Below are 23,404 nucleotides of genomic sequence, written 5' to 3'. Positions count from 1 at the left end.
AGCTCCTACAGCGGGTTGGTAGTTATTCGAAAAGCGCGTCGAGGGCCTGTTCCAGTCGGGTCACGGCAATGATCTGCAGCCCCGGCGGTGACTCCTTCGGCGCATTGCCCTTCGGCACAATGGCGCGTTTGAAGCCATGCTTGGCCGCTTCCTTCAACCGCTCCTGACCGCTTGGTACCGGGCGCACTTCGCCGGACAACCCGACTTCGCCAAACACCAGCAGGTCATGGGGCAACGGCCGATTGCGCAGGCTCGACATCACGGCCGCCATCAGCGCCAGGTCGGATGCGGTTTCCAGCACCTTCACCCCGCCGACCACGTTGAGGAACACATCCTGATCGTGAGTCGGTATGCCGCCATGGCGATGCAAAACGGCCAGTAGCATCGCCAATCGGTTCTGATCCAGCCCCAACGTCACACGGCGCGGGTTGGCCAGATGACTGTCATCGACCAGCGCCTGCACTTCCACCAGCATCGGGCGGGTGCCTTCCCACGTCGCCATCACGACACTGCCCGGGACTTCTTCCTGAGCGCGCGTGAGAAAAATCGCCGAAGGGTTGGAGACCTCTTTCAAACCCTTGTCGGTCATGCCGAACACGCCCAACTCGTTGACGGCGCCGAAGCGGTTCTTCACCGCCCGCAGCAAACGCAGTCGACCATCGGATTCGCCTTCGAAATACAGCACGGTGTCGACCATGTGCTCAAGCACGCGCGGGCCGGCCAGTGCGCCTTCCTTGGTCACGTGGCCGACGAGGAAAATCGCCGTGCCGCTTTGCTTGGCATAGCGCACCAGCAACGCCGCACTCTCGCGCACCTGAGACACGCCGCCGGGCGCCGATTGCAGTTGTTCGGTGAAGATCGTCTGGATCGAGTCGATCACCATCACCTTGGGCTTTTCCTGACGTGCCGTGGCGATGATGGTCTCGATGCAGGTTTCGGTCATCACCCGTAGCTGATCCTGAGGCAAACCGAGGCGGCGGGCGCGCATGGCCACTTGCTGTTGGGATTCCTCGCCGGTGACGTACAGCGCCGGCATGCTCTTGGCGAGGTTGCACAGGGTCTGCAACAGAATCGTCGACTTGCCGATACCCGGGTCGCCGCCGATCAACACCACCGAACCATCGACCAGGCCGCCGCCCAGTACACGATCCAGCTCACTGGAGGCAGTGGAAAACCGTGGAATCTCTTCGACGCTGACTTCGGCCAGGGTTTTGATCTGCGCCTGCTGCCCGGTCCAACCGGTGCGTCCGGAGGGCGCCGTCGCGCCGCCGCTCTCGATCATGGTTTCGGTCAGCGTATTCCAGGCACCGCACTCGCCACACTGGCCGGCCCACTTGGGAAAGGTTGCGCCGCACTCGGTGCAGCCGTACATGCGCTTGGCCTTGGCCATCAGAACCCCCGACAAAAACCGCGATGATAACGCACGCGCCGCCGATCAGCGCGGCGCTGCGGTACGGATCTCGCCGCTGGCCAGACGTGCGGCGCTGTTACCCAGCGGATCTTCGGCATTAAGGTCGGCGCCTTTGGCTTTCAGCGCGTCGAGCAATTCAAGGCGTTTGAACAAACCCGCATACATCGCCGCCGTCTGACCGGCACCGTTACGTTGATCGGGGCTGCAATCGGTGGCCATTAACCGACGGGCGATCTGTAACTCACCCTTGAAGATCGCGCCCATCAACGCCGTGTTGCCGCGCTGGTCCTGGGCACAGGCATCCGCACCAGCGGCGAGCAAGCGCTCCACTGCGGGTGCCTGACCGTGATAAGCCGCCAGAATCAGCGCGGTGTAACCCTTGTCGTCGCGAGTGTCGAGTGAATAACCGGATTCGATAAAGGTATCGAGCATTGGTACATCACCGCGCCGGGCGGCGTCGAAATAGTAATCCTGTAGCTGTTCTTTGATCGCGTCAGGGCTTTGCACGGCCGGTGCTGCCAGCGCACCACAGGACATAAACCCGAACAATAGAAACAGATAGACACGCATCAGCAGTCTCCCTCAGCGAAACGGGGCCTGACTCAGGCCCCGCGTTGCGTTATGTGGAATCAGTCGACCAGTTTGGCTGCCAGTGCCTTGACCCGGCTCAAGTCACCCTTGGCCACTTCGGTGACACCAGTGCCGTACTCGGGATCAGCCTTATAAAGGAAGGACAGGATGATGTGCTTGCTCTCGTCATCGGTGGTGGCCAGCGAGCCACCAAAGCTGTCGATCAGATCGCGACGCTCTTTCTTGCTGAACGAGCGGTACAGATCGCCTGCCTGCTTGAAGTTCTGCTCACGCTGGATCTTCGCCTGCTGAGTGCTGCCCGACAGCGCCATCTGGCTGTAGCGCGCGGTTTGTGTTTCTTCACGCGGCTGCAGACGGCTCGGTTGATAATTCACTCCGGAAGCGCTGGCACCGAAGTTCATCGCACCATCCTGGTTGCCATTGTTCACCGCAACTTTCGGTGCGTTGATCGGCAATTGCAGGGCATTGGCACCGAGGCGATACATTTGTGTATCGGCATAAGAGAACACTCGACCTTGCAACAAGCGGTCTTCCGAAGGCTCGATACCAGGAACAATATTGGCCGGCGCCATGGCTACTTGTTCAGTTTCCTGAAACACATTTGCCGGATTACGATTAAGGACCATTTGTCCAACTTTTCGCTCCGCAATACCTGGCCAGATCTTCGTTGCATCCAATGGATCAAAATCAAACTTGGACAAATCTTGTGGTTTTAGCACTTGAATGTACAAGTCCCACTTCGGGAAGTTGCCCTTGTTTATATTCGTAACCAAATCGTTAGTCAGGTGACTGTAGTCTTGACCCTGGACTTTTCCGACTTGCTTGGGCGTCAGATTGTTGATGCCCTGCAAACTCTTCCAGTGAAACTTGACGTAATGCACTTCGCCTTTGGCATTGACCAACTTATAGGCATGCACACCGTTGCCATCCATCTCTCGATAACTGGCTGGAGTACCCGAGTTGGAATACAACTCGGTCAGCGTACGCGTGGCTTCCGGTACATGGGAGAAGAAATCGAACCGGCGCGAATCGTCGTCAAGGTTGGTGCGTGGGTCAGGCTTGAACGCGTGCACCATGTCCGGGAATTTGATTGCATCGCGGATGAAGAAGGTCGGGAAGTTGTTGCCAACCAGGTCCCAGTTACCGTCAGCCGTGTAGAACTTGGTGGCGAAACCGCGCGGATCACGCAGGGTTTCCGGGGAGTGATTACCGTGAACCACAGCGGAGAAACGCACAAATACCGGGGTAGTCTGGCCGGCAGCGAACACCTTGGCCTTGCTCAAGTCGCTGAGATCGTTGGTCACCGTAAAGGTGCCGTGGGCGCCAGTGCCCCGTGCATGTACCACGCGCTCGGGAATGCGCTCGCGGTCAAAGCGCTGCAGTTCTGAATCAGTTGCACATCCTGCAACAGCACCGGGCCATTGGCTCCTGCAGTCTGCGAGTTCTGGTTGTCACCTACCGCGGCACCGTTGTCGCGAGTCAGCGGGGCGGCATGCACGGAAAAGGTCAGCAGGCTGGCGGTGATGACCCCAAGCGTGCGGCGATGGGGAAAAGCCCCTAATCCAATAGCGGAATTCATATCAGGATCCTCTGTTTTTTTGAGCGCATCCAGGTGCGCCAACACAAGGCTAGAGGCCCGCAACGCTGAACATAAATAGAAAGAACGTAACGCAATGATTGAAAAAAATTCCTTCCAAGTCATGTGGTTATGGCGTAAATCGCGCGCGATTAGTGGCACTTTGAAAACTAATCGTCTATTCATGTGTCGATAAAAATGTGCATTGTAAGAAGGTGTTTCGCGCAGTAAGCGTTTTACTGATTTACACTGCCAACACCAAACTCATCTGTAACAAGGAAATAACCTATGGGCGTGCTTAACGAGTTCAAGGCCTTCGCGGTCAAAGGCAATGTGGTCGACATGGCCGTCGGTATCATCATCGGTGCCGCCTTCGGCAAAATCGTTTCATCCTTTGTCGGTGACGTAATCATGCCGCCAATCGGCCTGCTGATCGGCGGAGTGGACTTCAGTGATCTGGCCATTACGTTGAAAGCGGCGCAGGGCGATGCGCCCGCGGTGATGCTCGCGTACGGCAAGTTCCTCCAAACCGTTTTGGACTTCGTGATCGTTGCTTTCGCGATTTTCATGGGTGTCAAAGCCATCAACCGTCTCAAGCGCGAAGAAGCCGTTGCGCCTAGCCTGCCGCCGGTTCCGACCAAAGAAGAGGAATTGCTGGGCGAGATCCGCGATTTGCTCAAGGCTCAGAACAATCAGCCCTGAATCAGCCACACCCCAAAAAAAACGGCGCCTGCGAGGCGCCGTTTGTTTACCAGTAGTTTTCCACCGCCACCTGGCCAGGCCGCCGAGCAAGGCTCAGGCTCATGTGCCGCTGTTTGAGCAAGGCACGCGTGTCGTCGATCATCTGCGGATTGCCACACAGCATGACGCGCGAGTGTTCGGCTGACAGTTCCACACCCGCGGCGCGTTCCAGCTCACCGTTCTCGATCAGCGTCGTGATCCGCCCGTTCAGCGCACCGGGATGCGTCTGGCGAGTGACAGTGGGAATGTACTGCAGCTTGTGGATGTGCTCCGCCAGATAATCACGCTGTGCCAGTTCGGCGATCAACGACTGGTAAGCCAGTTCGCGCGCTTCCCTGACGCTGTACACAAGAATGATCCTCTCGAATTTTTCCCAGACCTCGAAATCCTGAAGGATCGACAGGAAAGGCGCCACCCCAGTACCTGTCGACAACAGCCACAAATCGCGTCCGTCGACGAAACGATCAAGGGTCAGATAGCCATAGGCCTGACGTTCAACCATCAAGGTATCGCCGACCTCCAGTCGACTCAGCTCACTGGTGAACTCGCCTCCGGGTACCACGATAGAAAAGAACTCAAGAAACTCGTCAAACGGTGAAGAGACCATGGAGTAGGCGCGCCAAACTGTGCTGCCATCGGCCTTGATCACACCGAGTCGCGCGAACTGACCGGCACGAAAGCGAAAACCCGCATCACGGGTGGTACGCAGAGTGAACAGATTGGGCGTCAACGGTTGCACGTCAAGCAAGGTCTGATGGGTGAATTTGTCTGTGCTGGCAGTCATTGGGCACTCCATTCAACGGTTAACCAACAGTCTCGCGCAAAGTCGCCTGCTTAAATACCTCTGATTTGTAGTGATATCAGGATGCCTGCCCTTGGGATAATGTGCGTGCACTCTTCCATTACGTGTGGGAGAGGAAAATTCCGTAACAATGATAAGTCACATATAAAACACTCTGTACTTAATAACCGGCCATTCAATTAATCACTCGTTCCAAGAGCAAAATAATCGGAGCATCACGTGGGAAACGTCCTACACTCGTTTTCGTGCGGATCAGATTGGATCCAAGAAGCACCCCGGAAATTGCACGGAGCATTTTTAATGGAAACGTGGAAGGAGTCGCAGTTGAAGCAGCTGACTTTCGCCAAGGGCATCGATACTGCGTATCCGATACTGCTCAGATTTGCCGAAAATCTTGGCTTTAACTTTTGTGCAGTAACCGTTGCAATGCCGCAACAGGTTACGTCAATAAACACCTTGCAAATCAATAACTACCCCGAAGAATGGAACAGGCAGTATGAACAAAGGAAATTCAGTTCAATTGATCCGATAACGGCACACTGCAATCAGTCGATGATGCCGATTGTCTGGAATGAAACACTGTATGAGAAGGCTCCACATGTGTGGCAAGCGTTGCAGGAACAAGGCCTGCAACATGGCTGGTCGCAATCTTTCCATCATAAGGAAAGCGGCTTGTGCAGCATCCTCAGCCTGGCGCGCAAACACTGCCCGATCAGCCCACTCGAACTGTATGAGCATTTTGGCTACATCTTTTATGCAGCCAGTCATTTGAGCGAATTGTTTGCTCGTACGCTGCCAAAGCAGTCGATGAAGCCCGACCAGCCGCATCTTTCGCCACGAGAACTGGAGGTTCTGCAATTGTCGGCTGGCGGAAAAACCGCCTATGAAATTTCAAAAATCCTCAGCCTGAGCGAGCGCACCGTTAACTATCACGTACAAAACGTGATTGAGAAACTCAACGTCTGCAACAAGATTTCTGCGGTTATCGCCGCTGCCAGAGCCGGCATTATCTGACATCGCCGCTTGGCGTCCTTCAAAAACTTACGGGTATTGCACCGGAAAAAAACGTACCATTCAGGCCCTTCCCGAGTGATGACGCTGTTTGTCAGAGTCGCTGTCCACTGGGTCGGGTTCCGCCGCAAGTAACCCAGCCGCGGAACACACCTTGACCACCCTGAGTCCCCGCCCCATGCCCTTGCTTGACACGCCCTTCGCCCAACTCGACCTGATTCGCCAGCCCGAACAGCAAAATGAACCGCTGCAAGCTTTCGACGCGGCCGATGAATATTTGCTCAATTACCTGGCGGCGCAGCAACCGGTGGCCGGCACACGGGTACTGGTGCTCAACGACAGCTTCGGCGCGTTGGCCGCCAGTTTGCTGGGCAAGGTTGAAGTCAGCAGCAGCGGCGATTCATTTCTGGGTTTTCAGGGCCTGGAAAAGAATCTGCTGCGCAATGGCCAGGCCTTCGATGCGATCCAGAGGATCCCGGCGAGCGAGCCCTTGGTCGGGCCGTTCGACCGAGTACTGATCCGCGTACCGAAAACCCTGGCCTTGCTGGAAGAACAACTGATTCGCCTGCAAGGGCAACTGGCGCCCGGCGCAGAAGTGATCGCCGCCGCCATGATTAAACATCTGCCACGCGCTGCAGGCGATTTGCTGGAACGCTACATCGGCCCGGTACAGGCGTCACTGGCGGTGAAAAAAGCACGGCTGTTGATTGCCACCCCTGAAGCGAAAGAACCGGCGGTGTCGCCCTACCCTTCGCGTTATCGTCTCGACGCGCCGGCCATCGAACTGATCAACCACGCCAACGTATTCTGCCGAGAAGGCCTGGACATCGGCACCCGTGCCTTTCTCCCGCATCTGCCCAAGAACCTTGGCAGTGCACGGGTCGCCGACCTTGGCTGCGGCAACGGTGTGCTGGCAATTGCCAGCGCCCTGCAAAACCCCGATGCGCACTACACGCTGGTCGACGAATCGTTCATGGCGGTGCAGTCGGCTGCCGAGAACTGGCGCGCAGCACTTGGTGATCGCGACATGATCGTGCGTGCCGGCGATGGTCTGGCCGGTCAGGAAGCGCAATCGCTGGACGTGGTGCTGTGTAATCCGCCGTTCCATCAGCAGCAAGTGGTCGGTGATTTCCTGGCCTGGCGCATGTTCCAGCAAGCGCGCGAAGCGTTGGTGGTAGGCGGTGCGTTGTACATCGTCGGCAATCGCCATCTGGGCTATCACAGCAAACTGGCGCGACTGTTCCGCGGTGTCGAACAAGTGGCGAACACACCGAAATTCGTGATTCTCAAAGCCCGCAAGTAAAACGCCAGGCAGAAAAAACCCTCCGTTCGGAGGGTTTCAAAACCGTACCTTGAAGGCGACGGGATGTTTCAGTGGGTGGTCAGACCTGCGGCGTTCATGAACATGCGCATCAGGCTCGCGACGATAAACAGTGCGCCGACGCTACCAATCCAGATCATCGCCAACCAGCCGAGCCGCTGCCACAGCGGCTTTTTTTCGGCTTCTTTAATGTCGTGCAGGGAATGTTTGCCAGTCATTGCATCGATCCTCCGTTAGCTGAATAACGCCGCCGACGCCATCGTCGGAACGCCGCCCGGAACAAGCCCGCTCCTACAGTTCTAGTGATAACCGTCTTCATGGGTAACCTTGCCGCGGAACACGTAGTAGCTCCAGAAGGTGTAACCCAGGATGAACGGGATAATGAACAGCGTGCCGACCAGCATGAAGCCCTGACTTTGCGGCGGTGCGGCGGCGTCCCAGATCGATATCGACGGCGGCACGATGTTCGGCCACAGGCTGATGCCCAGACCGCTGTAGCCGAGGAAAATCAGCACCAGCGTCAGCAGGAACGGCATGTAATTGGCGTTACGCGCCACGGCGCGGATCAAGCCGTACATCGTCACCAGCACCAGAATCGGCACCGGCATGAACCAGAACACGTTCGGCATGCTGAACCAGCGCGTCGCGATGTCCGGGTGGGCCAGCGGCGTCCAGATACTGACAATACCGATCACCGCCAACAGCACGAAGGCCAGTGGCCGTGCGAGGTTATGCATCTGCTCTTGCAGCTTGCCTTCGGTCTTCATGATCAGCCACGTACAGCCGAGCAATGCGTAAGCCACCACCAGTGCCGCGCCGCAGAACATCGTGAACGGCGTCAGCCAATCCAGTGAACCACCGGCAAACTGCCGATTGACCACCGGCAATCCATCGATGAACGCCCCGAGCGCCACCCCCTGAAAGAACGTCGCGGCCACCGAGCCACCGATGAATGCCTTGTCCCACAGGTGACGCTTGTCGTCCTTGGCCTTGAAGCGAAACTCGAACGCCACGCCGCGGAAAATCAAGCCGATCAGCATGAAGATCAGCGGCAGGTACAACGCCGACAACACCACCGAATACGCCAGCGGGAAGGCGCCAAACAGCGCCGCACCGCCGAGCACCAGCCAGGTTTCGTTACCGTCCCAGACCGGGGCGACGGTGTTCATCATCACGTCACGGTCGACCTTGCCCGGGATGAACGGGAAGAGGATCCCGATGCCCAGGTCGAAGCCGTCCATGACCACGTACATCATGATGCCGAAGATGATGATCACGGCCCAGATCAGCGGAAGATCAATACCCATGAGTCAAATCTCCTTGGTCAGGGTGACGTCGTCGCCGTGGTCGGCATCGGACGAATCGTCGGCTGCGGACAACGGACGGGCCGGTGTACGTTTCTTGCCAGGCCCACCATCCGGTGTTTCCTGACCCTCGCTGATCTTCGGCCCCTTGCGCACCAGGCGCATCATGTAGCCGAGACCGGCACCGAACAGCGCGAAATACACCACCACAAACATGATCAGCGTGATGCTCATCTGCGCGAAGCTGTGATTGGAAGACGCATCAGCCGTGCGCATCAGCCCGTAAACCACCCACGGCTGGCGGCCGATTTCAGTGGTGAACCAGCCTGCGAGGATCGCAATCAGACCAGACGGCCCCATCCACAGCGCCAGATAAAGAAACGGACGCGAGGTGTAGAGCGTGTCGCGCTTGCGCAGCCACAGACTCCACAGGCCGGTGAAAATCATCAGGAATCCAAGGCCAACCATGATCCGGAACGACCAGAATACGATGGTCGAATTCGGCCGGTCTTCGGGCGGGAAGTCCTTGAGCGCCGGTACTTGCTTATCCAGCGAGTGCGTGAGGATCAGGCTGCCGAGATACGGAATCTCTACGGCAAACTTGGTTCTCTCTTCCTTCATGTCCGGCCAGCCGAACAGGATCAGGGGTGTTGCTTCGTCACCCTTGTTTTCCCAGTGGCCTTCAATCGCGGCGATTTTTGCCGGTTGATGCTTGAGGGTGTTGAGACCGTGAAAATCACCGATGACAGCCTGGATCGGCGCGACAATCAGCGCCATCCACATCGCCATCGACAGCATGGTGCGGATCGCCGGATTGTCCTTGCCGCGCAGCAAGTGCCAGGCCGCTGAGGAGCCGACGAAAAATGCCGTCGCAACAAACGCCGCGGTCGCCATGTGCATCAGACGGTAAGGGAATGACGGGTTGAAGATGATTGCAAACCAGTCAGTGGGGATCACCTGACCGTTGATGATTTCGAAACCTTGCGGGGTCTGCATCCAGCTGTTGGAGGCCAGAATCCAGAAGGTCGAAATCAACGTACCGACCGCTACCATCACCGTGGAGAAGAAGTGCAAGCCGCGGCCGACCTTGTTCCAGCCGAACAGCATCACGCCCAGGAAACCGGCTTCAAGGAAGAATGCCGTGAGCACTTCATAGGTCAGCAGCGGTCCCGTGACAGCACCGGCGAAGTCCGAAAAGCGGCTCCAGTTGGTGCCAAACTGATAGGCCATGACCAGCCCGGAAACCACGCCCATGCCGAAGTTGACCGCAAAGATCTTCGACCAGAAGTGGTAAAGGTCACGGTAGGTGTCGTTATGGGTTTTCAGCCACAAGCCTTCGAGCACCGCGAGGTAACTCGCCAGGCCGATGGTGATGGCCGGGAACAGGATGTGGAACGAGATGGTGAACGCGAACTGAATTCGGGCGAGATCGAGTGCCTCTAAACCGAACATAAGTCTTCCTCTGTCAGGTAATACCGGCGTCGGGGCTTGTGGCCCCTGCACCTACTGCCCCCACGGATATGGAGTGCGGCGAATTCCGATTCGTTCTTTTTTTACAACCATCGCAACGCAGGGAGTCTGGCCAACGGGCCACCAGAACATGGCCCGGGAGGGTCTTGATCTGGATCAAGCAACGTTGAAAGAGTAGTCCCATTTCCGACGAAGAACTGCGTGGTCGTTTGCCGCGTGACAAGTTGCCTCACTGCCGCAGCAACCCTTTGCCACGCCTTCCCTCGCCACACGCCGTCAGGCAGCGGGTCAAGATCGATGTCTGGCTAACTAAATTTTTTATCACAGCAACTTCCTGTTACAGACTGGTGATAATCTCGCAGTTCCCCTCGAGCCAGACCTGCCTTCAGATGCCCAGCCAAGAGCCCCTGCTGTTACGTCATCATCGTCCGTTCCTGGCGTTCTGGTTCGCACGGATTTTCACCGCCAGCGGTTTCCAGATGCTCACCGTGGCCATCGGCTGGAACCTCTATCAACTGACCGGCAATGTCCTCGATCTGGGTCTGGTCGGCCTGGTCGAATTCGCCCCGCGCGTACTGTTCATGCTGCACACCGGGCACGTCGCCGACCGCTACGATCGACGCAAGGTCGCGGCCATCTGTCAGTCGTTGCAGGCGTTGATCGCGCTGGCACTGGCCATTGGCAGTGCCACCGATCACGTCACCCGCGAATTGATCTTCATCCTCGCCTTCCTGCTCGGCGCGGCGCGCTCGTTCGAGATGCCGACCACTCAGGCGCTGTTGCCGAGCATCGTGCCCAGTGCGCTGTTCCCGCGGGCCGTCGCGGCGGCGCAATCGGCGCAGCAGTCGGCAACCATTGTTGCCCCGGCGCTTGGCGGTCTGCTCTACGCGTTCGGCAGCGTCTGGGTCTATGGCCCGACCGTGCTCCTGTACGTGATTGCCTGCACATTGATGCTCAACCTGCCGGCCCGTCAGACACCGCTGAACAAAGGCAAAGCCACGCTGGATTCACTGCTGGCGGGGATTCGCTTCATCCGTAGCCGCCCGGACATTCTCGGTGCGATTTCTCTGGATCTGTTCGCGGTGCTGCTTGGTGGCGCCACGGCGCTGCTGCCGGTGTTCGCCAAGGATATTTTGCTGACCGGCCCGTGGGGCCTGGGCCTGCTGCGTTCGGCGCCGGCAGTCGGCGCGCTGGGGATGTCGCTGTTCCTCGCGCGCTTTGCCGTGGAGCGTAACGTCGGCCGCGTGATGTTCACCGCGGTGGGCATCTTCGGCGTCGCGACCATTGCCTTCGGCCTGTCGACCTCGTTCTGGTTCTCGCTGGCCGTACTGGTGGTGCTGGGCGCGGCGGACATGATCAGCATGGTGATCCGCGCCTCCTTCGTGCAACTGGAAACCCCGGACGAAATGCGCGGCCGGGTCAGCGCGGTCAACGGCCTGTTCATCGGCGCCTCGAACCAGTTGGGCGAATTCGAATCCGGCGTCACCGCCCACTGGTTTGGCACCGTGCCGGCGGTGGTCATGGGCGGCATCGGCACGCTGGTGGTGACCGGGACGTGGATCAAACTGTTCCCGACGCTGGCTAACCGCGACCGGATGCATGTGCCGGTGGACGAGGTGAAGGTTTGACGTTCGCTTTAGAACTCAGCACGACGAGCACAAATTAATCGCGAAGGTGCGGTACATGGATACCGCACAGAGTGTAATGTATCGCCTTACACTCGCCGCCATGATCAAATCCTTTCAGCACAAAGGCCTTCGGGGCTTCTATGAAACAGGTTCAACTCGCGGAATTCGCGCCGACCACGCAAAACGCTTGGCTCGCATGCTGCAGTTCATGGATCGCGCGACACTTCCGGGAGATCTGGATCTTCCGGGTTGGCGCTTGCATCCTCTCAAGGGCGAGCTCTGGGATTACTGGTCGCTAAGTGTTTCAGGCAACTGGCGAGTGATCTTTCGATTTATCGGCTCGGATATCGAATTGGTCGATTATCTGGACTACCACTGACAGGAGGCAGGCTCATGCCCATGCACAACCCGCCACATCCCGGTGAAACATTGTTGATGGACGTCTTGCCCGAACTTGGCATCAGCGTTACTGAACTGGCACGACACCTTGGCTTCGCTCGCCCGCATCTCTCCCGCGTATTGCACGGCCATGCACCCATTAGTCCGGACTTGGCGGTACGGCTGGAGCGAGCGGGCATTGGCAAGGCGCGCGTGTGGCTGGGTGTACAAACAGATTACGATCTGTGGCAGGCGGAACATCGCGAGCAGCCAGCGATTGAACCTCTCGCTGCCCACGCCTGATCACTTCAAACCACCAACTCCCCCGCCACTTTCACCCGTAACGCCTTGCCGCCCAATTGCTCGACCAGCGTCAGTGCAAACTCCAGCGCGGCGCCGGAGCCTTGGGCGGTGATGCAGTTGCCGTCGACGACAACGGGTTGATCAACAAAGGTGCAACCCGACAGTTGATGGCTGGCGCTCGGCAGGCAGGTCATGCGTCGCTGGCGTAAGACACCGAAGGCTTGCAGGGCGACAGCCGGGGCTTCGGCGATGGCGGCGAACAGGCGCCCGGCACTGGCCTGATCCTTAAGCAATTGTTGCAGCGGTTGATGCGCCGCCAGGTGTTGTGAACCGACGGCACCGCCGGGCAGGACGATCAGGTCGAAGGTCTGCGCCAGCACATCAACCAACATGCCGTCAGCGGTCAGGCGCGTGCCACGGGCGCAGGTCAGCATGCGGCGACCCTCGATGCTGGCCGCCATCACTTCGATGCCGGCGCGGCGCAGTACGTCGATCAGGGTCACACTGTGCAAATCATCGATGCCCTCGGCGAGGGTAATCAGGGCTCTAAAGGTCATGGGCACTTTCCGCTGGGTGATCTTCAAAGCGTAGTCAGCTTCGCCCGGATCGCGCAGCAACAGCCGTTACTTGATGTAAAGCTGCGTCGACATTGTGTTGCGCGGAGCGTTGATCGAGGTGTTGCTGAAGGTGAAGGTGCCTTCCTGCTTGCCCGCCAGATCGAAGGTATAAAGAGAGCCGACGGTTTTGCTGCCGGGCGTGCATTCGGTCAGATTGCCGGTATCAAAGGCACAGACCGGGGCCCGAGTGCCGTTCACTTCGAAACCGTCCAGCGCAGCCTGCGGTTGGTTCTGGCCATAACCGACTTCCAGCACGTAGACCTTGATGCTCGCGCCGCTGTGATTGCACTGGGTTTGCGCCTGACCATCGGCAATGTCTTCAAGGCCGCAGGCCGAAGATTGCACCTTGATGACTTTGACTTGCGACAAGGGCGGCGCCGAGGCGGCCCACACTGTCGACGTCCCGACCATCAGGCCTGCGATCAATCCAAAAGCTTTAAACCGACACTTGCTCATGCTTCCCCCCATCACCAAAAATCTGCGCGCAGTATGGCGCAGTTGACCACAGCGCAAAACTTCGCCGACGATCGACACCAACATCCGCCATATTCCTCACGCTGCTGGTATGATGCGCGGCTTTTTCCGGCCCACCACAATTTCCCAGGCGCTTGCGACGGTCTGTGCTTTGCTGTTGAGGTCGATACATTCACGGCGCCACGCGCGCCACGGGGAGCGGACATGCTGGAAAGGCTGTTTCAACTCAAGGCACACAACACCAACGTGCGGACCGAGATTCTGGCGGGCATCACGACTTTCCTGGCCATGGCCTACATTCTGTTCGTCAACCCGAGCATTCTCGGCGAGACCGGTATGGACAAGGGCGCGCTGTTCGTCGCCACCTGTCTGGCAGCCGCCATCGGCTCGGCGGTGATGGGTCTGATCGCCAACTACCCGATCGCCCTCGCACCGGGCATGGGTCTGAACGCCTTCTTCACCTACACCGTCGTCCTGCACATGGGCCACACCTGGCAAGTGGCGCTGGGTGCGGTGTTCATTTCCGCAGTGCTGTTCTTCCTGTTGTCGATCTTCCGCATTCGCGAATGGATCATCAACAGCATCCCGCTGCCCCTGCGTTCAGCAATTGCTGCCGGTATCGGCCTGTTCCTGGCGCTGATCGCCCTGCACAACGCCGGCATCGTGGTCAGCAACCCGGCGACCATGGTGGGCCTCGGTGACCTGAAACAACCCGCGCCAATCCTCGCCACCCTCGGCTTCGCCCTGATCGTCGCCCTCGAAGCGCTGAAAGTGCGCGGCGCCGTGCTGATCGGCATCCTGGCGGTGACCATCACCTCGATCGCGATGGGCTTCACCCCGTTCGGCGGCATTACCTCGATGCCGCCTTCGCTGGCGCCGACCTTTCTGCAACTGGACATCAAAGGCGCACTGGACATCGGTCTGGTCAGCGTGATCTTCGCCTTCCTGTTCGTCGACCTGTTCGACAACTCCGGCACCCTGATCGGCGTTGCCAAGCGCGCCGGCCTGATGGGCAAGGACGGCCACATGCCGAAAATGGGTCGCGCACTGATCGCCGACAGCACCGCGGCCATGGCCGGTTCGCTGCTGGGCACTTCGACCACCACCAGTTACATCGAATCCGCTGCTGGCGTAAGTGCTGGTGGCCGTACCGGTCTGACGGCCATCGTCGTGGCGATTCTGTTCCTGCTGGCGTTGTTCTTCTCGCCACTGGCGTCCAGCGTTCCGGCTTTCGCCACTGCACCGGCGCTGCTGTTCGTCGCCGTGTTGATGACTTCGGGCCTGGCGGAAATAGACTGGGATGACATCACCGTCGCCGCGCCGGTCGTCGTGACTGCGCTGGCCATGCCATTCACTTACTCGATCGCCAACGGCATCGCGTTTGGCTTCATCTCCTGGACCGCGATCAAACTGCTGTCGGGCCGCGCTCGTGAGCTGAACCCGGCGCTGGTGATTCTGTCGATTCTGTTCGTGATCAAGTTGGGTTGGTTCAACGCATGACTTTCGATTCCAAAGCTTACGCCGAACAACTGGAAGCCAAGGTCACGCGCCTGCGTGATCTGCTGGCGCCGTTCGATGCGCCCGAGCCGACCGTGTTCGACTCGCCGCTTGCGAACTTCCGCCTGCGCGCTGAGTTCCGCCTGTGGCGCGAGGGCGGTGAGCGGCATTACGCGATGTTCTCCCAGGATGACAAGCGCACGCCGATCCTCATCGAAGAGTTCCCGATTGCCAGCCTGCGCATCAACCAGTTGATGCCGCAATTGAAGGCGGCGTGGCAGGCGAGTTCGGCGTTGAGTCACAAGCTGTTTCAGGTGGAGTTCCTGACCACGCTGGCCGGCGACGCGATGATCACCCTGTGCTATCACCGTCCGCTGGACGAGCATTGGCACGCGGCAGCGACCCAGTTGTCGGCGGACCTGGGCGTCAGCATCATCGGTCGCTCCAAGGGCAAACGCGAAGTCCTCGGCCAGGATTATGTGGTCGAGCAACTTGAAGTCGGCGGCCGTACCTTCAGCTACCGCCAGCCGGAAGGCGCGTTCACCCAGCCTAACGGCACGGTGAACCAGAAGATGTTGAACTGGGCATACGAAGCGCTGGGCGATCGCCCTGACGATCTGCTCGAGCTGTATTGCGGCAACGGCAACTTCACCCTGCCGCTAGCGACCCGCGTGCGTAAAGTACTGGCCACCGAAATCAGCAAGACGTCGGTCAACGCGGCGTTGAGCAACCTCAGCGAAAACGCTGTGGATAACGTCACACTGGTGCGCTTGTCCGCCGAAGAGCTGACCGAAGCGCTCAACGAAGTCCGTCCGTTCCGTCGCCTGCACGGTATCGACCTGAAAAGTTACGAGTTCGGTAGCGTATTCGTCGATCCACCGCGCGCCGGCATGGACCCGGACACCTGCGAACTGACCCGGCGTTTCGACAACATCCTTTATATCTCCTGCAACCCGGAAACCCTGGCGGCCAACATCGCCCAGTTGCACGACACGCACCGTATTACTCAGTGCGCGTTGTTCGACCAGTTCCCGTGGACGCATCACATGGAATCGGGTGTGCTGCTGACCCGGCGCTGATTGCAGATGCTGGATACAGGAAAGCCGTCGTGATGACGGCTTTTTTGTGGGTGCCTTAAAAGATCGCAGCCTGCGGCAGCTCCTACAGAGGGAGCGCGTTCCAAATATAGGAGCTGCCGAAGGCTGCGATCTTTGGATCTGTGCGATCACCGAACAAAAAACCCAAAGCACCCAAGCGTTCAATTGACCCATGTAACCATCTAGTACATTTTATCTCCACAGGCTGAAACCCTCGGCCAAAGCCAAAAACAATAAGTGGAGTTTCCTCTCATGCCCCCTATCGTTCTGGTGCTCAACGGCCCGAACCTGAATCTGCTCGGCACCCGTGAGCCAACAACTTACGGTCACGAAACCCTCGCTGACATCTCTGCCCTGTGCGGTCGTGCCGGTGAAGAGTTCGGCCTGACCGTGGAGTTTCGCCAGACCAATCACGAAGGCGAACTGCTCGACTGGATTCACGCCGCCCGTGGCCGTTGCGCCGGGATCGTGATCAATCCAGCGGCCTGGACGCACACCTCCGTGGCGATTCGTGATGCATTGGTGGCCAGCGAACTGCCGGTGATCGAAGTGCACCTGTCCAATGTCCACGCACGCGAGGCATTCCGGCATCACTCCTTCGTTTCAGCCATCGCCACGGCAGTAATGTGCGGGTTTGGCAGCCACGGCTATCGTCTGGCCCTGGAACATTTCAGCCAGCGGCTGAAGGGATGCGCGGCATGATTCGCAAAAACGTAATACTGGCCGGGCTGATCGGTGCCGGCATTCAGGCCTCGCGCACGCCAGCGCTGCATGAGCACGAAGGCGACGCACAGGGCCTGCGTTATCTGTACCGGTTGATCGACCTCGACCAACTGCACATGGATAGCAGCGCCCTCCCCGACTTGTTACTGGCCGCCGAACGGATGAACTACACCGGGTTGAACATCACCTTCCCGTGCAAGCAAGCGATCATCCCGCTGCTCGACGAACTGTCTGACGAAGCGCGCGGCATCGGCGCGGTGAATACCGTGGTGCTGAAGGATGGCAAACGTGTCGGCCACAACACCGATTGCCTCGGGTTTGCCGAAGGTTTTCGCCGTGGCTTGAAGGACGCTGCACGCGAGCGGGTGGTCCAGATGGGTGCCGGTGGGGCTGGCGCGGCAGTGGCCCACGCGCTGTTGAGCGAAGGCGTACGGCACTTGAGTATTTTCGACGTAGACAGTGAACGCGCCGAGCACTTGGCGAACAACCTCAACCAGCACTTCGGCGGGGGCCGAGCAGCGGCCGGGCATGAGCTGTCGAGCTCCTTGAAACTGGCCGACGGCCTGGTGAATACCACGCCAATGGGTATGGCCAAATTGCCGGGTATGCCGGTGCCTGTGGAGCTGTTGCGCAAGGAATTGTGGGTGGCGGAAATCGTCTATTTCCCGCTGGAAACCGAATTGTTGCGTAACGCCCGCGCACTGGGTTGCCGGACGCTGGATGGCGGCAACATGGCGGTGTTTCAAGCGGTGAAGGCGTTTGAGTTGTTCAGCGGCGTGGTGCCGGATGCGCAGCGGATGCTGGCGCATTTTCAAAGTATGGACATTTAGAGATCAAAGATCGCAGCCTGCGGCAGCTCCTGCAGGGTTTTTCAGGAGCTGCCGCAGGCTGCGATCTTTTGAAGTGTCAGGCTTGCAGATAGCGCAACACCGAATCGCAAATCATCTCGCGATGACGCTGCTTGATGCTTTCGTCCGGCAGATCAATCTGAAAAATCTCACTGAACGTGTGGCGGTTCGACACGCGATAGAAGCAGAACGAACTGATCAACAAATGCACATCCAGCGCATTGAGCCCGGCGCGGAATACACCCTCCTCAGCACCCCGACGCAGTATCTCGCCCAGTGAATCGAGGATGGTGTTGTTCATCGCCTTGATCGCGTCGGATCGCTTCACGAACTCCGCGTTGTGGATGTTTTCGATGCACACGATGCGCACGAAATCGACGTTGCGGTCGTGATGATCGAAGGTGAACTCTACCAGTCGCCGAATCGCCACCACGGGCGGCAACTCAGTCAGGTGCAGGCGGTTTTCGGTGTTGCGGATATCGCCGTAAAGTTTCTCCAGCACCTCGACGTACAACTGCTCCTTGCTGCCGAAGTAGTAATAGATCATGCGTTTGGAGGTGTGGATGCGCTCGGCAATCGCGTCGACGCGGGCACCGGACAATCCCTGCTGGACGAACTCGACGATCGCCTCCTGCAAGATGTTCTCACGGGTCTTTTCCGGGTTGTTCTTGCGACTTTTGCGCGGCTCTGCGACGGACTCGACGGGAGCTACGGAAAGTTCTGAATTTATTGTCATTGCGGGCTCACGGCCTTCACTGCACAGGCTGGCGATTATGGGCCGAGCCGCACAGTGAAGGAAGCCGCGCGACCCGTGTTTAATCCCGCGTTTACGAATTTCCTACAACTTCGCCTGGCGCACCGCGCCACTGCGTGATTTGGCCATCGCGGCCAAACGCACCGCAACGTTCGCCGCGCCATACCCGGCATAGCCATTTTTGCGCTGGATGATCTCGAAGAAGAAGCGCCCTTCAAACGGCTCGGTGTAGACGTGAAACAGCTCGCCACCCTGCGCGTCGCGGTCATACAGCACGTTGTAATACGCCAGCTCACTGAGGAATTCGTCGTCGAAATCAAAACGCGCGGCGAGATCGTCGTAATAGTTGAGCGGAATATCCAGCAACGGCACCCCCGCCTCTTTGGCTCGACTGACTTCGGCGAAGATGTCATCACAATCGAAGGCGATGTGATGCACACCGGAGCCGCGATAGCTCGACAGTGCGTGGGAGATCGCCGTGTTGCGGTTCTCGGAAATATTCAACGGCAAACGGATCGAGCTATCGCGACTGCGCAGCGCACGGCTCTTCACCAGACCATACGGGTCGGGCAGGACCACTTCGTCGTCGGCCTCGAAATCCAGCAGGCTTTTATAAAACAGCACCCAACTGTCGAGGCTGTCCGCCGGCAATGCCATGGCCATGTGATCGATGCGCTTGAGGCCGCCACGTCCCGGTGCGTCGGGCAGCAGATTGAAGTCGGTGCCGTAGACATCCGCCTGTTCATCCACCAGATAAATCAGGCTGCCGTCCGGCGCGCGTACCGCCGCCAATTCCAGCTCGTTCGGCCCGACCAACCCGCGATAGGGCTGACCTTTATAAGCAACTGCACGGGCCAGCGCGCTGGCGCTGTCCTTGACTCGCACGGCGGTGGCGCACAGCGATGGGCCGTGGGCCTCGAAGAAACTGTGAGCAAACGAGTACGGTTCAGAATTGAGGATCAGGTTGATATCACCTTGGCGCAGCAGGCTCACACTCTTGGAGCGGTGCTGCCCAGCCTTGACGAAACCGAGTCGTTCCAGCCAGTTCGATAGCTTGGCGCCGAGGCTTTCATCGACGGCGAACTCAAGAAACTCGACGCCGTTGTACTCGCTGGCCTTGGGCGTTTCGAAGAGAATTTCGCGATTTGCAACGGGGGTCGCGTCCTGCTCCAGGCGCAGCCGAGTCTTCTCCTCCAGGTACAGCAATGAACGCAACCCGTCCGCCGCGTTAGCCCGTGGCGGCGCGGCACGGAAACCATCGTTGAAGATTTCCAGCGACAGCGGCCCGGTGTAACCGCTCTGGATGATCGGCGCGAGGAAGCCCGGCAGATCGAATTCACCCTGCCCCGGAAAACAGCGGAAATGTCGGCTCCACTCCAGCACATCCATTGCCAGGATCGGCGCATCAGCCATTTGCACGAAAAAGATCTTGTCGCCGGGAATGTCGGCGATGGCAGACGGATCGCCTTTCAGCGACAAGGTATGGAAGCTGTCGAGCAACACGCCAAGGCTTGGGTGGTCGGCCTGACGCACGATGTCCCAGACCTGTTGATAAGTGTTTACGTGTCGACCCCACGCCAGCGCTTCATAACCGATGCGTAAACCGCGTGCCCCGGCGCGCTCTGCCAGAAGCCGCAGGTCATCTATCAGAATTTGCTGATCGCCAACGCTGTCGGCCGAGGCGTTACTGCACACCAGCACCAGATCGGTACCCAATTCCTGCATCAGATCGAACTTGCGCTCCGCCCGCTCCAGATTGCGCGCCAGCCGATCGCGGCGGCAGCCTTCGAAATCACGGAACGGCTGGAACAGGGTGATGGCGATGCCGAGATCGGCGCACATCTGTTTAATTTCCCGCGGACTGCCGTCGTAGTACAGGAGGTCGTTTTCGAAGATTTCCACCCCGTCGAACCCGGCGGCGGCGATGGCTTCGAGTTTTTCCGGCAGGGTGCCGCTCAAGGAAACCGTGGCAATGGAACGCTGCATGCTTCAACTCCCGGACTGCGCCGTTTGTGACGGGTGATCATTTTTATCGTGGTGAAATTATTGGCTGCATCCCCTCGCGCAGCAATTTAAAGTGTACTACCCGGTTAGTTTTGCGGGCGATTATCGAACACAATGGCGGTTTGACGAATTGACGATTTTTCGTCCACTGCCCAACATCGACTGCACATTGAGTCCGGACATGAACCACCGGTCGCAGTGTTCGACAACAAAAGAACACCAAATAAAAAATCCAAAAACGGGTGGAACACATGATTCCTTCACAGACTTCCCGCATGGCCCCGGCCATGAGCACTGCCACCGGTGGCATCGGCGACAAGATCCGCGGCGCCATGGCGGTCGGCAAAACCCGTTGGGGCATGCTGGCGCTGGTGTTTTTCGCCACCACCCTGAACTACATCGACCGCGCCGCCCTCGGCGTCATGCAGCCGATCCTCGCCAAGGAAATGAGCTGGACGGCGATGGATTACGCCAACATCAACTTCTGGTTTCAGGTCGGCTACGCCATCGGTTTTGTCCTGCAAGGGCGGTTGATAGACCGGGTCGGCGTCAAGCGCGTGTTCTTCTGCGCCGTGCTGCTCTGGAGCCTGGCCACCGGCGCTCACGGCCTGGCCACTTCGGCGGTCGGCTTCATGGTCTGCCGGTTTATCCTTGGCCTGACGGAAGCGGCGAACTACCCGGCCTGCGTGAAAACCACGCGCCTGTGGTTTCCCGCTGGTGAACGTGCCGTCGCCACCGGCATCTTCAACGCCGGCACCAATGTCGGCGCCATGTTCACGCCGATGCTGTTGCCACTGGTCCTTCACGTATGGGGCTGGCAGGCGGCGTTTCTGTGCATGGCGGCACTGGGCGGGATCTGGCTGTTGTTCTGGGGTTTGAAGTACTTCAACCCGGAAGATCACCCGAGCGTGAAACAGTCCGAACTCGACTACATCCAGCAGGAAGTCGAACCTGAACAGGCTCGCGTGCCGTTCTCGAAAATCCTGCGCATGCGCGGCACCTGGGCCTTCGCCCTCGCCTACTCGCTGACCGCGCCGGTGTTCTGGTTCTACCTGTACTGGTTGCCGCCGTTTCTCAATCAGCAATACAACCTGGGCATCAACGTGACCCAGATGGGTATCCCGTTGATCATCATTTACGTCACCGCCGACTTCGGCAGTGTCGGTGGCGGCATTCTGTCCTCGTTCCTGATCGGTCGCGGCATGAACGCGATCAAGGCGCGGTTGCTGTCGATGTTGCTGTTCGCCTGCTGCATCATCGGGGTGGTCATGGCCGCCGGGTCCGCCAACTTGTGGGTCGCGGTGGCGGCGATCTCGCTGGCCATCGGCGCGCACCAGGCCTGGACCGCGAACATCTGGAGCCTGGTGATGGACTACACGCCCAAGCACATGATGAGTACGGTGTTCGGTTTCGGCGGCATGTGCGCAGCGATCGGCGGGATGTTCATGACCCAGATCGTCGGCCACATCCTCACCGTCACCAACAACAACTACACCGTGCTGTTCACCCTGATTCCGGCGATGTACTTCCTCGCGCTGACGTGGATGTACTTCATGGCGCCGCGCAAGATTCCAGCCATCACCGAGTGATCCGCCCCCTGTAGGAGCTGCGGCACGCTGCGATCTGTTGATCTTGTTGTTAAAGATCAAAAGATCGCAGCGTGCCGCAGCGCTTACAGGGGTTTGTGTCGCTACTTGCGGCTCTGCTGCCACGCCGCCGCCAGACCGCTGCAACAGATCACCGCAATACCGATCACCGTCAACCCGCTCGGCGTGTGATTGAACAGCAGCCAGCCCAACAGCCCCGCAAACACAATCTGGCAATACCCGAACGGCGCCAGCAACGCCGGCGCGGCATGGCGGAACGCCTGGGTCAGGAACAAGTGCGCGGTCATCCCGCAACTGCCCAGCGCCAGCATCAGCCCGGCATGGGTCAACGTTGGCACCTGCCAGAAGAACGGCACCAGCGCACTCATCACCAACGTGTTGCACAACCCGGCGAAAAAATTGCTGGTGGTCGGGCTGTCGACTTCGGCCAGCTTGCGAGTGAGCAATTGGTAGAAGCAGAAAAACAGCGCCGAGCACAGCGGCAGCAAAACAGCCGGCGTGAACAGTTCGCCACCGGGATGAACAATGATCAGCACGCCGATAAAACCGCAAATCACCGCGATCCATTGACCACGGGTCACTCGCTCCTTAAGCAGTGGCACCGACAACGCGGTCACCAGCACCGGCGCCAGGAAGTTCACCGCCGTGGCTTCCGCCAGCGGGATGTACATCAGCGCCGTGGTGAAGAACAGGCTGGTGCCGAGCAGGCAAAGTGCGCGGATCAACTGCCACAAAGGCTTCTTGGTGCGCAGGACGCGCAACCCGGATTGCGGCAGAAAAATGCCCGCCATCAGCAGGGTGTGCACCACGTAGCGCGCCCACACCACCATCACGATCGGATAAAACCCGGAGAGGTATTTCGACAATGCGTCATGACTGGAGAACAGGAAGGTCGCCACGACAATCAGCATGATCCCTTTGAAGGGTTGGTTGACGCCGGACAACGGTGTACTGACGGTCATGGGCACTCCTTTGTAAACACTGCCAAACAATCTAGAGCCAGGCGTCAGACTCTCACAGAGAATATTCATAATAGTGGGCGAACAGCGCACCAAATGGTTCAACACCGGCTTCAATGATAACGAGCAAGACAGCAGAACTTTTGATGACGCGAAGTTATAGTCCTGATCCTGCACGTGAACCCGGATTCACGCGCCAATAGAACCGCCGGGCCAACCCGGGTGTCTGACGACCGGACTGGCGCCATACTCACGCACCAGCAACACTCATCATCACGTTCAATAGAG

The 23,404-nt window shown here is 58.7% G+C and carries 22 protein-coding genes and 1 pseudogene; 11 read left to right on the top strand and 12 right to left on the bottom strand.

From position 1 onward, the window contains the following. Positions 1–22: 22 nt before the first annotated feature. The 3 genes and pseudogenes from radA to AB4P92_RS20065 form a co-directional block, all read right to left on the bottom strand. Positions 23–1,390 carry a DNA repair protein RadA gene (gene radA, locus AB4P92_RS20075; protein WP_008084632.1) on the bottom strand — a complete coding sequence of 456 codons (1,368 nt, stop codon included), beginning with the start codon at positions 1,388–1,390 and terminating at the stop codon, positions 23–25. A 45-nt stretch (positions 1,391–1,435) separates the two neighbouring features. Then, positions 1,436–1,981 carry an ankyrin repeat domain-containing protein gene (locus tag AB4P92_RS20070; RefSeq protein WP_395598048.1) on the bottom strand — a complete coding sequence of 182 codons (546 nt, stop codon included), beginning with the start codon at positions 1,979–1,981 and terminating at the stop codon, positions 1,436–1,438. A 59-nt stretch (positions 1,982–2,040) separates the two neighbouring features. Beyond that, a pseudogene (locus tag AB4P92_RS20065) lies at positions 2,041–3,581 on the bottom strand (catalase). A 285-nt stretch (positions 3,582–3,866) separates the two neighbouring features. Here AB4P92_RS20065 and mscL point away from each other — a divergent pair. Further along, positions 3,867–4,280 carry a large-conductance mechanosensitive channel protein MscL gene (gene mscL, locus AB4P92_RS20060; RefSeq protein ID WP_042561176.1) on the top strand — a complete coding sequence of 138 codons (414 nt, stop codon included), beginning with the start codon at positions 3,867–3,869 and terminating at the stop codon, positions 4,278–4,280. 46 nt (positions 4,281–4,326) lie between these two features. On the opposite strand, the gene AB4P92_RS20055 is transcribed toward mscL, so the two are convergent. After that, positions 4,327–5,103: a ferredoxin--NADP reductase gene (locus AB4P92_RS20055; RefSeq protein ID WP_261736603.1), complete on the bottom strand. Its 777-nt coding sequence runs from the start codon at positions 5,101–5,103 to the stop codon at positions 4,327–4,329. A 318-nt stretch (positions 5,104–5,421) separates the two neighbouring features. Here AB4P92_RS20055 and AB4P92_RS20050 point away from each other — a divergent pair, with 318 nt between their 5' ends. After that, positions 5,422–6,135, top strand: coding sequence for an autoinducer binding domain-containing protein (locus AB4P92_RS20050; protein ID WP_115146532.1), 714 nt, complete (start codon positions 5,422–5,424; stop codon positions 6,133–6,135). Between the two features lie 175 nt (positions 6,136–6,310). After that, complete coding sequence (locus AB4P92_RS20045) at positions 6,311–7,435, top strand: methyltransferase (RefSeq protein WP_395598047.1); 1,125 nt, start codon at positions 6,311–6,313, stop codon at positions 7,433–7,435. Positions 7,436–7,503: 68 nt separating this feature from the next. Here AB4P92_RS20045 and AB4P92_RS20040 read toward each other — a convergent pair whose 3' ends face one another. From AB4P92_RS20040 to AB4P92_RS20030, 3 genes are all read right to left on the bottom strand, one after another. Further along, positions 7,504–7,671, bottom strand: coding sequence for a DUF2474 domain-containing protein (locus AB4P92_RS20040; protein ID WP_080896061.1), 168 nt, complete (start codon positions 7,669–7,671; stop codon positions 7,504–7,506). Positions 7,672–7,752: 81 nt separating this feature from the next. Then, entirely contained in the window at positions 7,753–8,760 is a 1,008-nt protein-coding gene (gene cydB / locus AB4P92_RS20035) for a cytochrome d ubiquinol oxidase subunit II (RefSeq protein WP_042561180.1), read from the bottom strand. A 3-nt stretch (positions 8,761–8,763) separates the two neighbouring features. Beyond that, on the bottom strand, positions 8,764–10,209 hold the full coding sequence (locus tag AB4P92_RS20030; protein WP_042561181.1) for a cytochrome ubiquinol oxidase subunit I: 1,446 nt from the start codon (positions 10,207–10,209) through the stop codon (positions 8,764–8,766). A gap of 407 nt (positions 10,210–10,616) precedes the next feature. On the opposite strand from AB4P92_RS20030, the gene AB4P92_RS20025 reads away from it, so the two are divergent. The 3 genes from AB4P92_RS20025 to AB4P92_RS20015 all read left to right on the top strand — a co-directional run bounded on the left by AB4P92_RS20025 (position 10,617) and on the right by AB4P92_RS20015 (position 12,536). Continuing rightward, entirely contained in the window at positions 10,617–11,855 is a 1,239-nt protein-coding gene (locus AB4P92_RS20025) for an MFS transporter (protein ID WP_395598046.1), read from the top strand. Positions 11,856–11,955: 100 nt separating this feature from the next. Continuing rightward, positions 11,956–12,234 carry a type II toxin-antitoxin system RelE/ParE family toxin gene (locus AB4P92_RS20020; protein WP_115146588.1) on the top strand — a complete coding sequence of 93 codons (279 nt, stop codon included), beginning with the start codon at positions 11,956–11,958 and terminating at the stop codon, positions 12,232–12,234. Positions 12,235–12,248: 14 nt separating this feature from the next. Further along, the gene (locus tag AB4P92_RS20015; RefSeq protein WP_047303344.1) at positions 12,249–12,536 is read left to right on the top strand and encodes a HigA family addiction module antitoxin; all 288 of its coding nucleotides are present in this window, start codon (positions 12,249–12,251) and stop codon (positions 12,534–12,536) included. A 5-nt stretch (positions 12,537–12,541) separates the two neighbouring features. Here AB4P92_RS20015 and AB4P92_RS20010 read toward each other — a convergent pair whose 3' ends face one another. Both AB4P92_RS20010 and AB4P92_RS20005 read right to left on the bottom strand, forming a co-directional pair. Next, on the bottom strand, positions 12,542–13,093 hold the full coding sequence (locus AB4P92_RS20010) for a DJ-1 family glyoxalase III (protein WP_047303489.1): 552 nt from the start codon (positions 13,091–13,093) through the stop codon (positions 12,542–12,544). A 66-nt stretch (positions 13,094–13,159) separates the two neighbouring features. Beyond that, positions 13,160–13,609 carry a DUF4879 domain-containing protein gene (locus AB4P92_RS20005; protein WP_042562203.1) on the bottom strand — a complete coding sequence of 150 codons (450 nt, stop codon included), beginning with the start codon at positions 13,607–13,609 and terminating at the stop codon, positions 13,160–13,162. Positions 13,610–13,831: 222 nt separating this feature from the next. On the opposite strand from AB4P92_RS20005, the gene AB4P92_RS20000 reads away from it, so the two are divergent. The 4 genes from AB4P92_RS20000 to AB4P92_RS19985 all read left to right on the top strand — a co-directional run bounded on the left by AB4P92_RS20000 (position 13,832) and on the right by AB4P92_RS19985 (position 17,774). Continuing rightward, the gene (locus AB4P92_RS20000) at positions 13,832–15,127 is read left to right on the top strand and encodes an NCS2 family permease (RefSeq protein ID WP_150597074.1); all 1,296 of its coding nucleotides are present in this window, start codon (positions 13,832–13,834) and stop codon (positions 15,125–15,127) included. Then, complete coding sequence (trmA, locus tag AB4P92_RS19995; protein WP_047303346.1) at positions 15,124–16,203, top strand: tRNA (uridine(54)-C5)-methyltransferase TrmA; 1,080 nt, start codon at positions 15,124–15,126, stop codon at positions 16,201–16,203. Before AB4P92_RS20000 ends, trmA begins: the two co-directional genes overlap by 4 nt. Before the next feature lie 270 nt (positions 16,204–16,473). Further along, entirely contained in the window at positions 16,474–16,923 is a 450-nt protein-coding gene (aroQ, locus tag AB4P92_RS19990; RefSeq protein WP_261736601.1) for a type II 3-dehydroquinate dehydratase, read from the top strand. Further along, the gene (locus AB4P92_RS19985; RefSeq protein ID WP_395598045.1) at positions 16,920–17,774 is read left to right on the top strand and encodes a shikimate dehydrogenase; all 855 of its coding nucleotides are present in this window, start codon (positions 16,920–16,922) and stop codon (positions 17,772–17,774) included. Before aroQ ends, AB4P92_RS19985 begins: the two co-directional genes overlap by 4 nt. Before the next feature lie 76 nt (positions 17,775–17,850). Here AB4P92_RS19985 and AB4P92_RS19980 read toward each other — a convergent pair whose 3' ends face one another. Both AB4P92_RS19980 and quiC read right to left on the bottom strand, forming a co-directional pair. Continuing rightward, on the bottom strand, positions 17,851–18,528 hold the full coding sequence (locus tag AB4P92_RS19980; protein ID WP_395598044.1) for a TetR family transcriptional regulator: 678 nt from the start codon (positions 18,526–18,528) through the stop codon (positions 17,851–17,853). A 102-nt stretch (positions 18,529–18,630) separates the two neighbouring features. Continuing rightward, a complete protein-coding gene (gene quiC / locus AB4P92_RS19975; protein WP_047303351.1) occupies positions 18,631–20,532 on the bottom strand; it encodes a 3-dehydroshikimate dehydratase QuiC in 1,902 nt (633 codons plus the stop codon). A gap of 269 nt (positions 20,533–20,801) precedes the next feature. Here quiC and AB4P92_RS19970 point away from each other — a divergent pair, with 269 nt between their 5' ends. Further along, positions 20,802–22,139 carry an MFS transporter gene (locus AB4P92_RS19970; protein WP_042561188.1) on the top strand — a complete coding sequence of 446 codons (1,338 nt, stop codon included), beginning with the start codon at positions 20,802–20,804 and terminating at the stop codon, positions 22,137–22,139. Between the two features lie 101 nt (positions 22,140–22,240). Here the strand turns inward: AB4P92_RS19970 and AB4P92_RS19965 are convergent, their stop codons facing one another. Further along, entirely contained in the window at positions 22,241–23,119 is an 879-nt protein-coding gene (locus AB4P92_RS19965) for a DMT family transporter (RefSeq protein WP_047303516.1), read from the bottom strand. Between the last annotated feature and the right edge of the window lie 285 nt (positions 23,120–23,404).

This window comes from Pseudomonas sp. A0308 (assembly GCF_044218815.1).
Lineage (GTDB): Bacteria > Pseudomonadota > Gammaproteobacteria > Pseudomonadales > Pseudomonadaceae > Aquipseudomonas > Aquipseudomonas iridis.
The sequence above is the reverse complement of the archived record's forward strand: the minus strand, read 5'-3'. Positions and strand labels throughout refer to the sequence as shown.

Excerpts from the sequence above, each read along its gene's own strand:
- AB4P92_RS20005 (WP_042562203.1), bottom strand. The coding sequence starts at position 13,609 with ATGAGCAAGTGTCGGTTTAAAGCTTTTGGATTGATCGCAGGCCTGATG.
- radA (WP_008084632.1), bottom strand. The coding sequence starts at position 1,390 with ATGGCCAAGGCCAAGCGCATGTACGGCTGCACCGAGTGCGGCGCAACC.
- AB4P92_RS20070 (WP_395598048.1), bottom strand. The coding sequence starts at position 1,981 with ATGCGTGTCTATCTGTTTCTATTGTTCGGGTTTATGTCCTGTGGTGCG.
- AB4P92_RS19970 (WP_042561188.1), top strand. The coding sequence starts at position 20,802 with ATGATTCCTTCACAGACTTCCCGCATGGCCCCGGCCATGAGCACTGCC.
- cydB (WP_042561180.1), bottom strand. The coding sequence starts at position 8,760 with ATGGGTATTGATCTTCCGCTGATCTGGGCCGTGATCATCATCTTCGGC.
- AB4P92_RS20055 (WP_261736603.1), bottom strand. The coding sequence starts at position 5,103 with ATGACTGCCAGCACAGACAAATTCACCCATCAGACCTTGCTTGACGTG.
- mscL (WP_042561176.1), top strand. The coding sequence starts at position 3,867 with ATGGGCGTGCTTAACGAGTTCAAGGCCTTCGCGGTCAAAGGCAATGTG.
- AB4P92_RS20050 (WP_115146532.1), top strand. The coding sequence starts at position 5,422 with ATGGAAACGTGGAAGGAGTCGCAGTTGAAGCAGCTGACTTTCGCCAAG.
- AB4P92_RS20020 (WP_115146588.1), top strand. The coding sequence starts at position 11,956 with ATGATCAAATCCTTTCAGCACAAAGGCCTTCGGGGCTTCTATGAAACA.
- quiC (WP_047303351.1), bottom strand. The coding sequence starts at position 20,532 with ATGCAGCGTTCCATTGCCACGGTTTCCTTGAGCGGCACCCTGCCGGAA.
- AB4P92_RS20015 (WP_047303344.1), top strand. The coding sequence starts at position 12,249 with ATGCCCATGCACAACCCGCCACATCCCGGTGAAACATTGTTGATGGAC.
- trmA (WP_047303346.1), top strand. The coding sequence starts at position 15,124 with ATGACTTTCGATTCCAAAGCTTACGCCGAACAACTGGAAGCCAAGGTC.
- AB4P92_RS19965 (WP_047303516.1), bottom strand. The coding sequence starts at position 23,119 with ATGACCGTCAGTACACCGTTGTCCGGCGTCAACCAACCCTTCAAAGGG.
- aroQ (WP_261736601.1), top strand. The coding sequence starts at position 16,474 with ATGCCCCCTATCGTTCTGGTGCTCAACGGCCCGAACCTGAATCTGCTC.
- AB4P92_RS20000 (WP_150597074.1), top strand. The coding sequence starts at position 13,832 with ATGCTGGAAAGGCTGTTTCAACTCAAGGCACACAACACCAACGTGCGG.
- AB4P92_RS19985 (WP_395598045.1), top strand. The coding sequence starts at position 16,920 with ATGATTCGCAAAAACGTAATACTGGCCGGGCTGATCGGTGCCGGCATT.
- AB4P92_RS20030 (WP_042561181.1), bottom strand. The coding sequence starts at position 10,209 with ATGTTCGGTTTAGAGGCACTCGATCTCGCCCGAATTCAGTTCGCGTTC.
- AB4P92_RS20045 (WP_395598047.1), top strand. The coding sequence starts at position 6,311 with ATGCCCTTGCTTGACACGCCCTTCGCCCAACTCGACCTGATTCGCCAG.
- AB4P92_RS20040 (WP_080896061.1), bottom strand. The coding sequence starts at position 7,671 with ATGACTGGCAAACATTCCCTGCACGACATTAAAGAAGCCGAAAAAAAG.
- AB4P92_RS19980 (WP_395598044.1), bottom strand. The coding sequence starts at position 18,528 with ATGACAATAAATTCAGAACTTTCCGTAGCTCCCGTCGAGTCCGTCGCA.
- AB4P92_RS20010 (WP_047303489.1), bottom strand. The coding sequence starts at position 13,093 with ATGACCTTTAGAGCCCTGATTACCCTCGCCGAGGGCATCGATGATTTG.
- AB4P92_RS20025 (WP_395598046.1), top strand. The coding sequence starts at position 10,617 with ATGCCCAGCCAAGAGCCCCTGCTGTTACGTCATCATCGTCCGTTCCTG.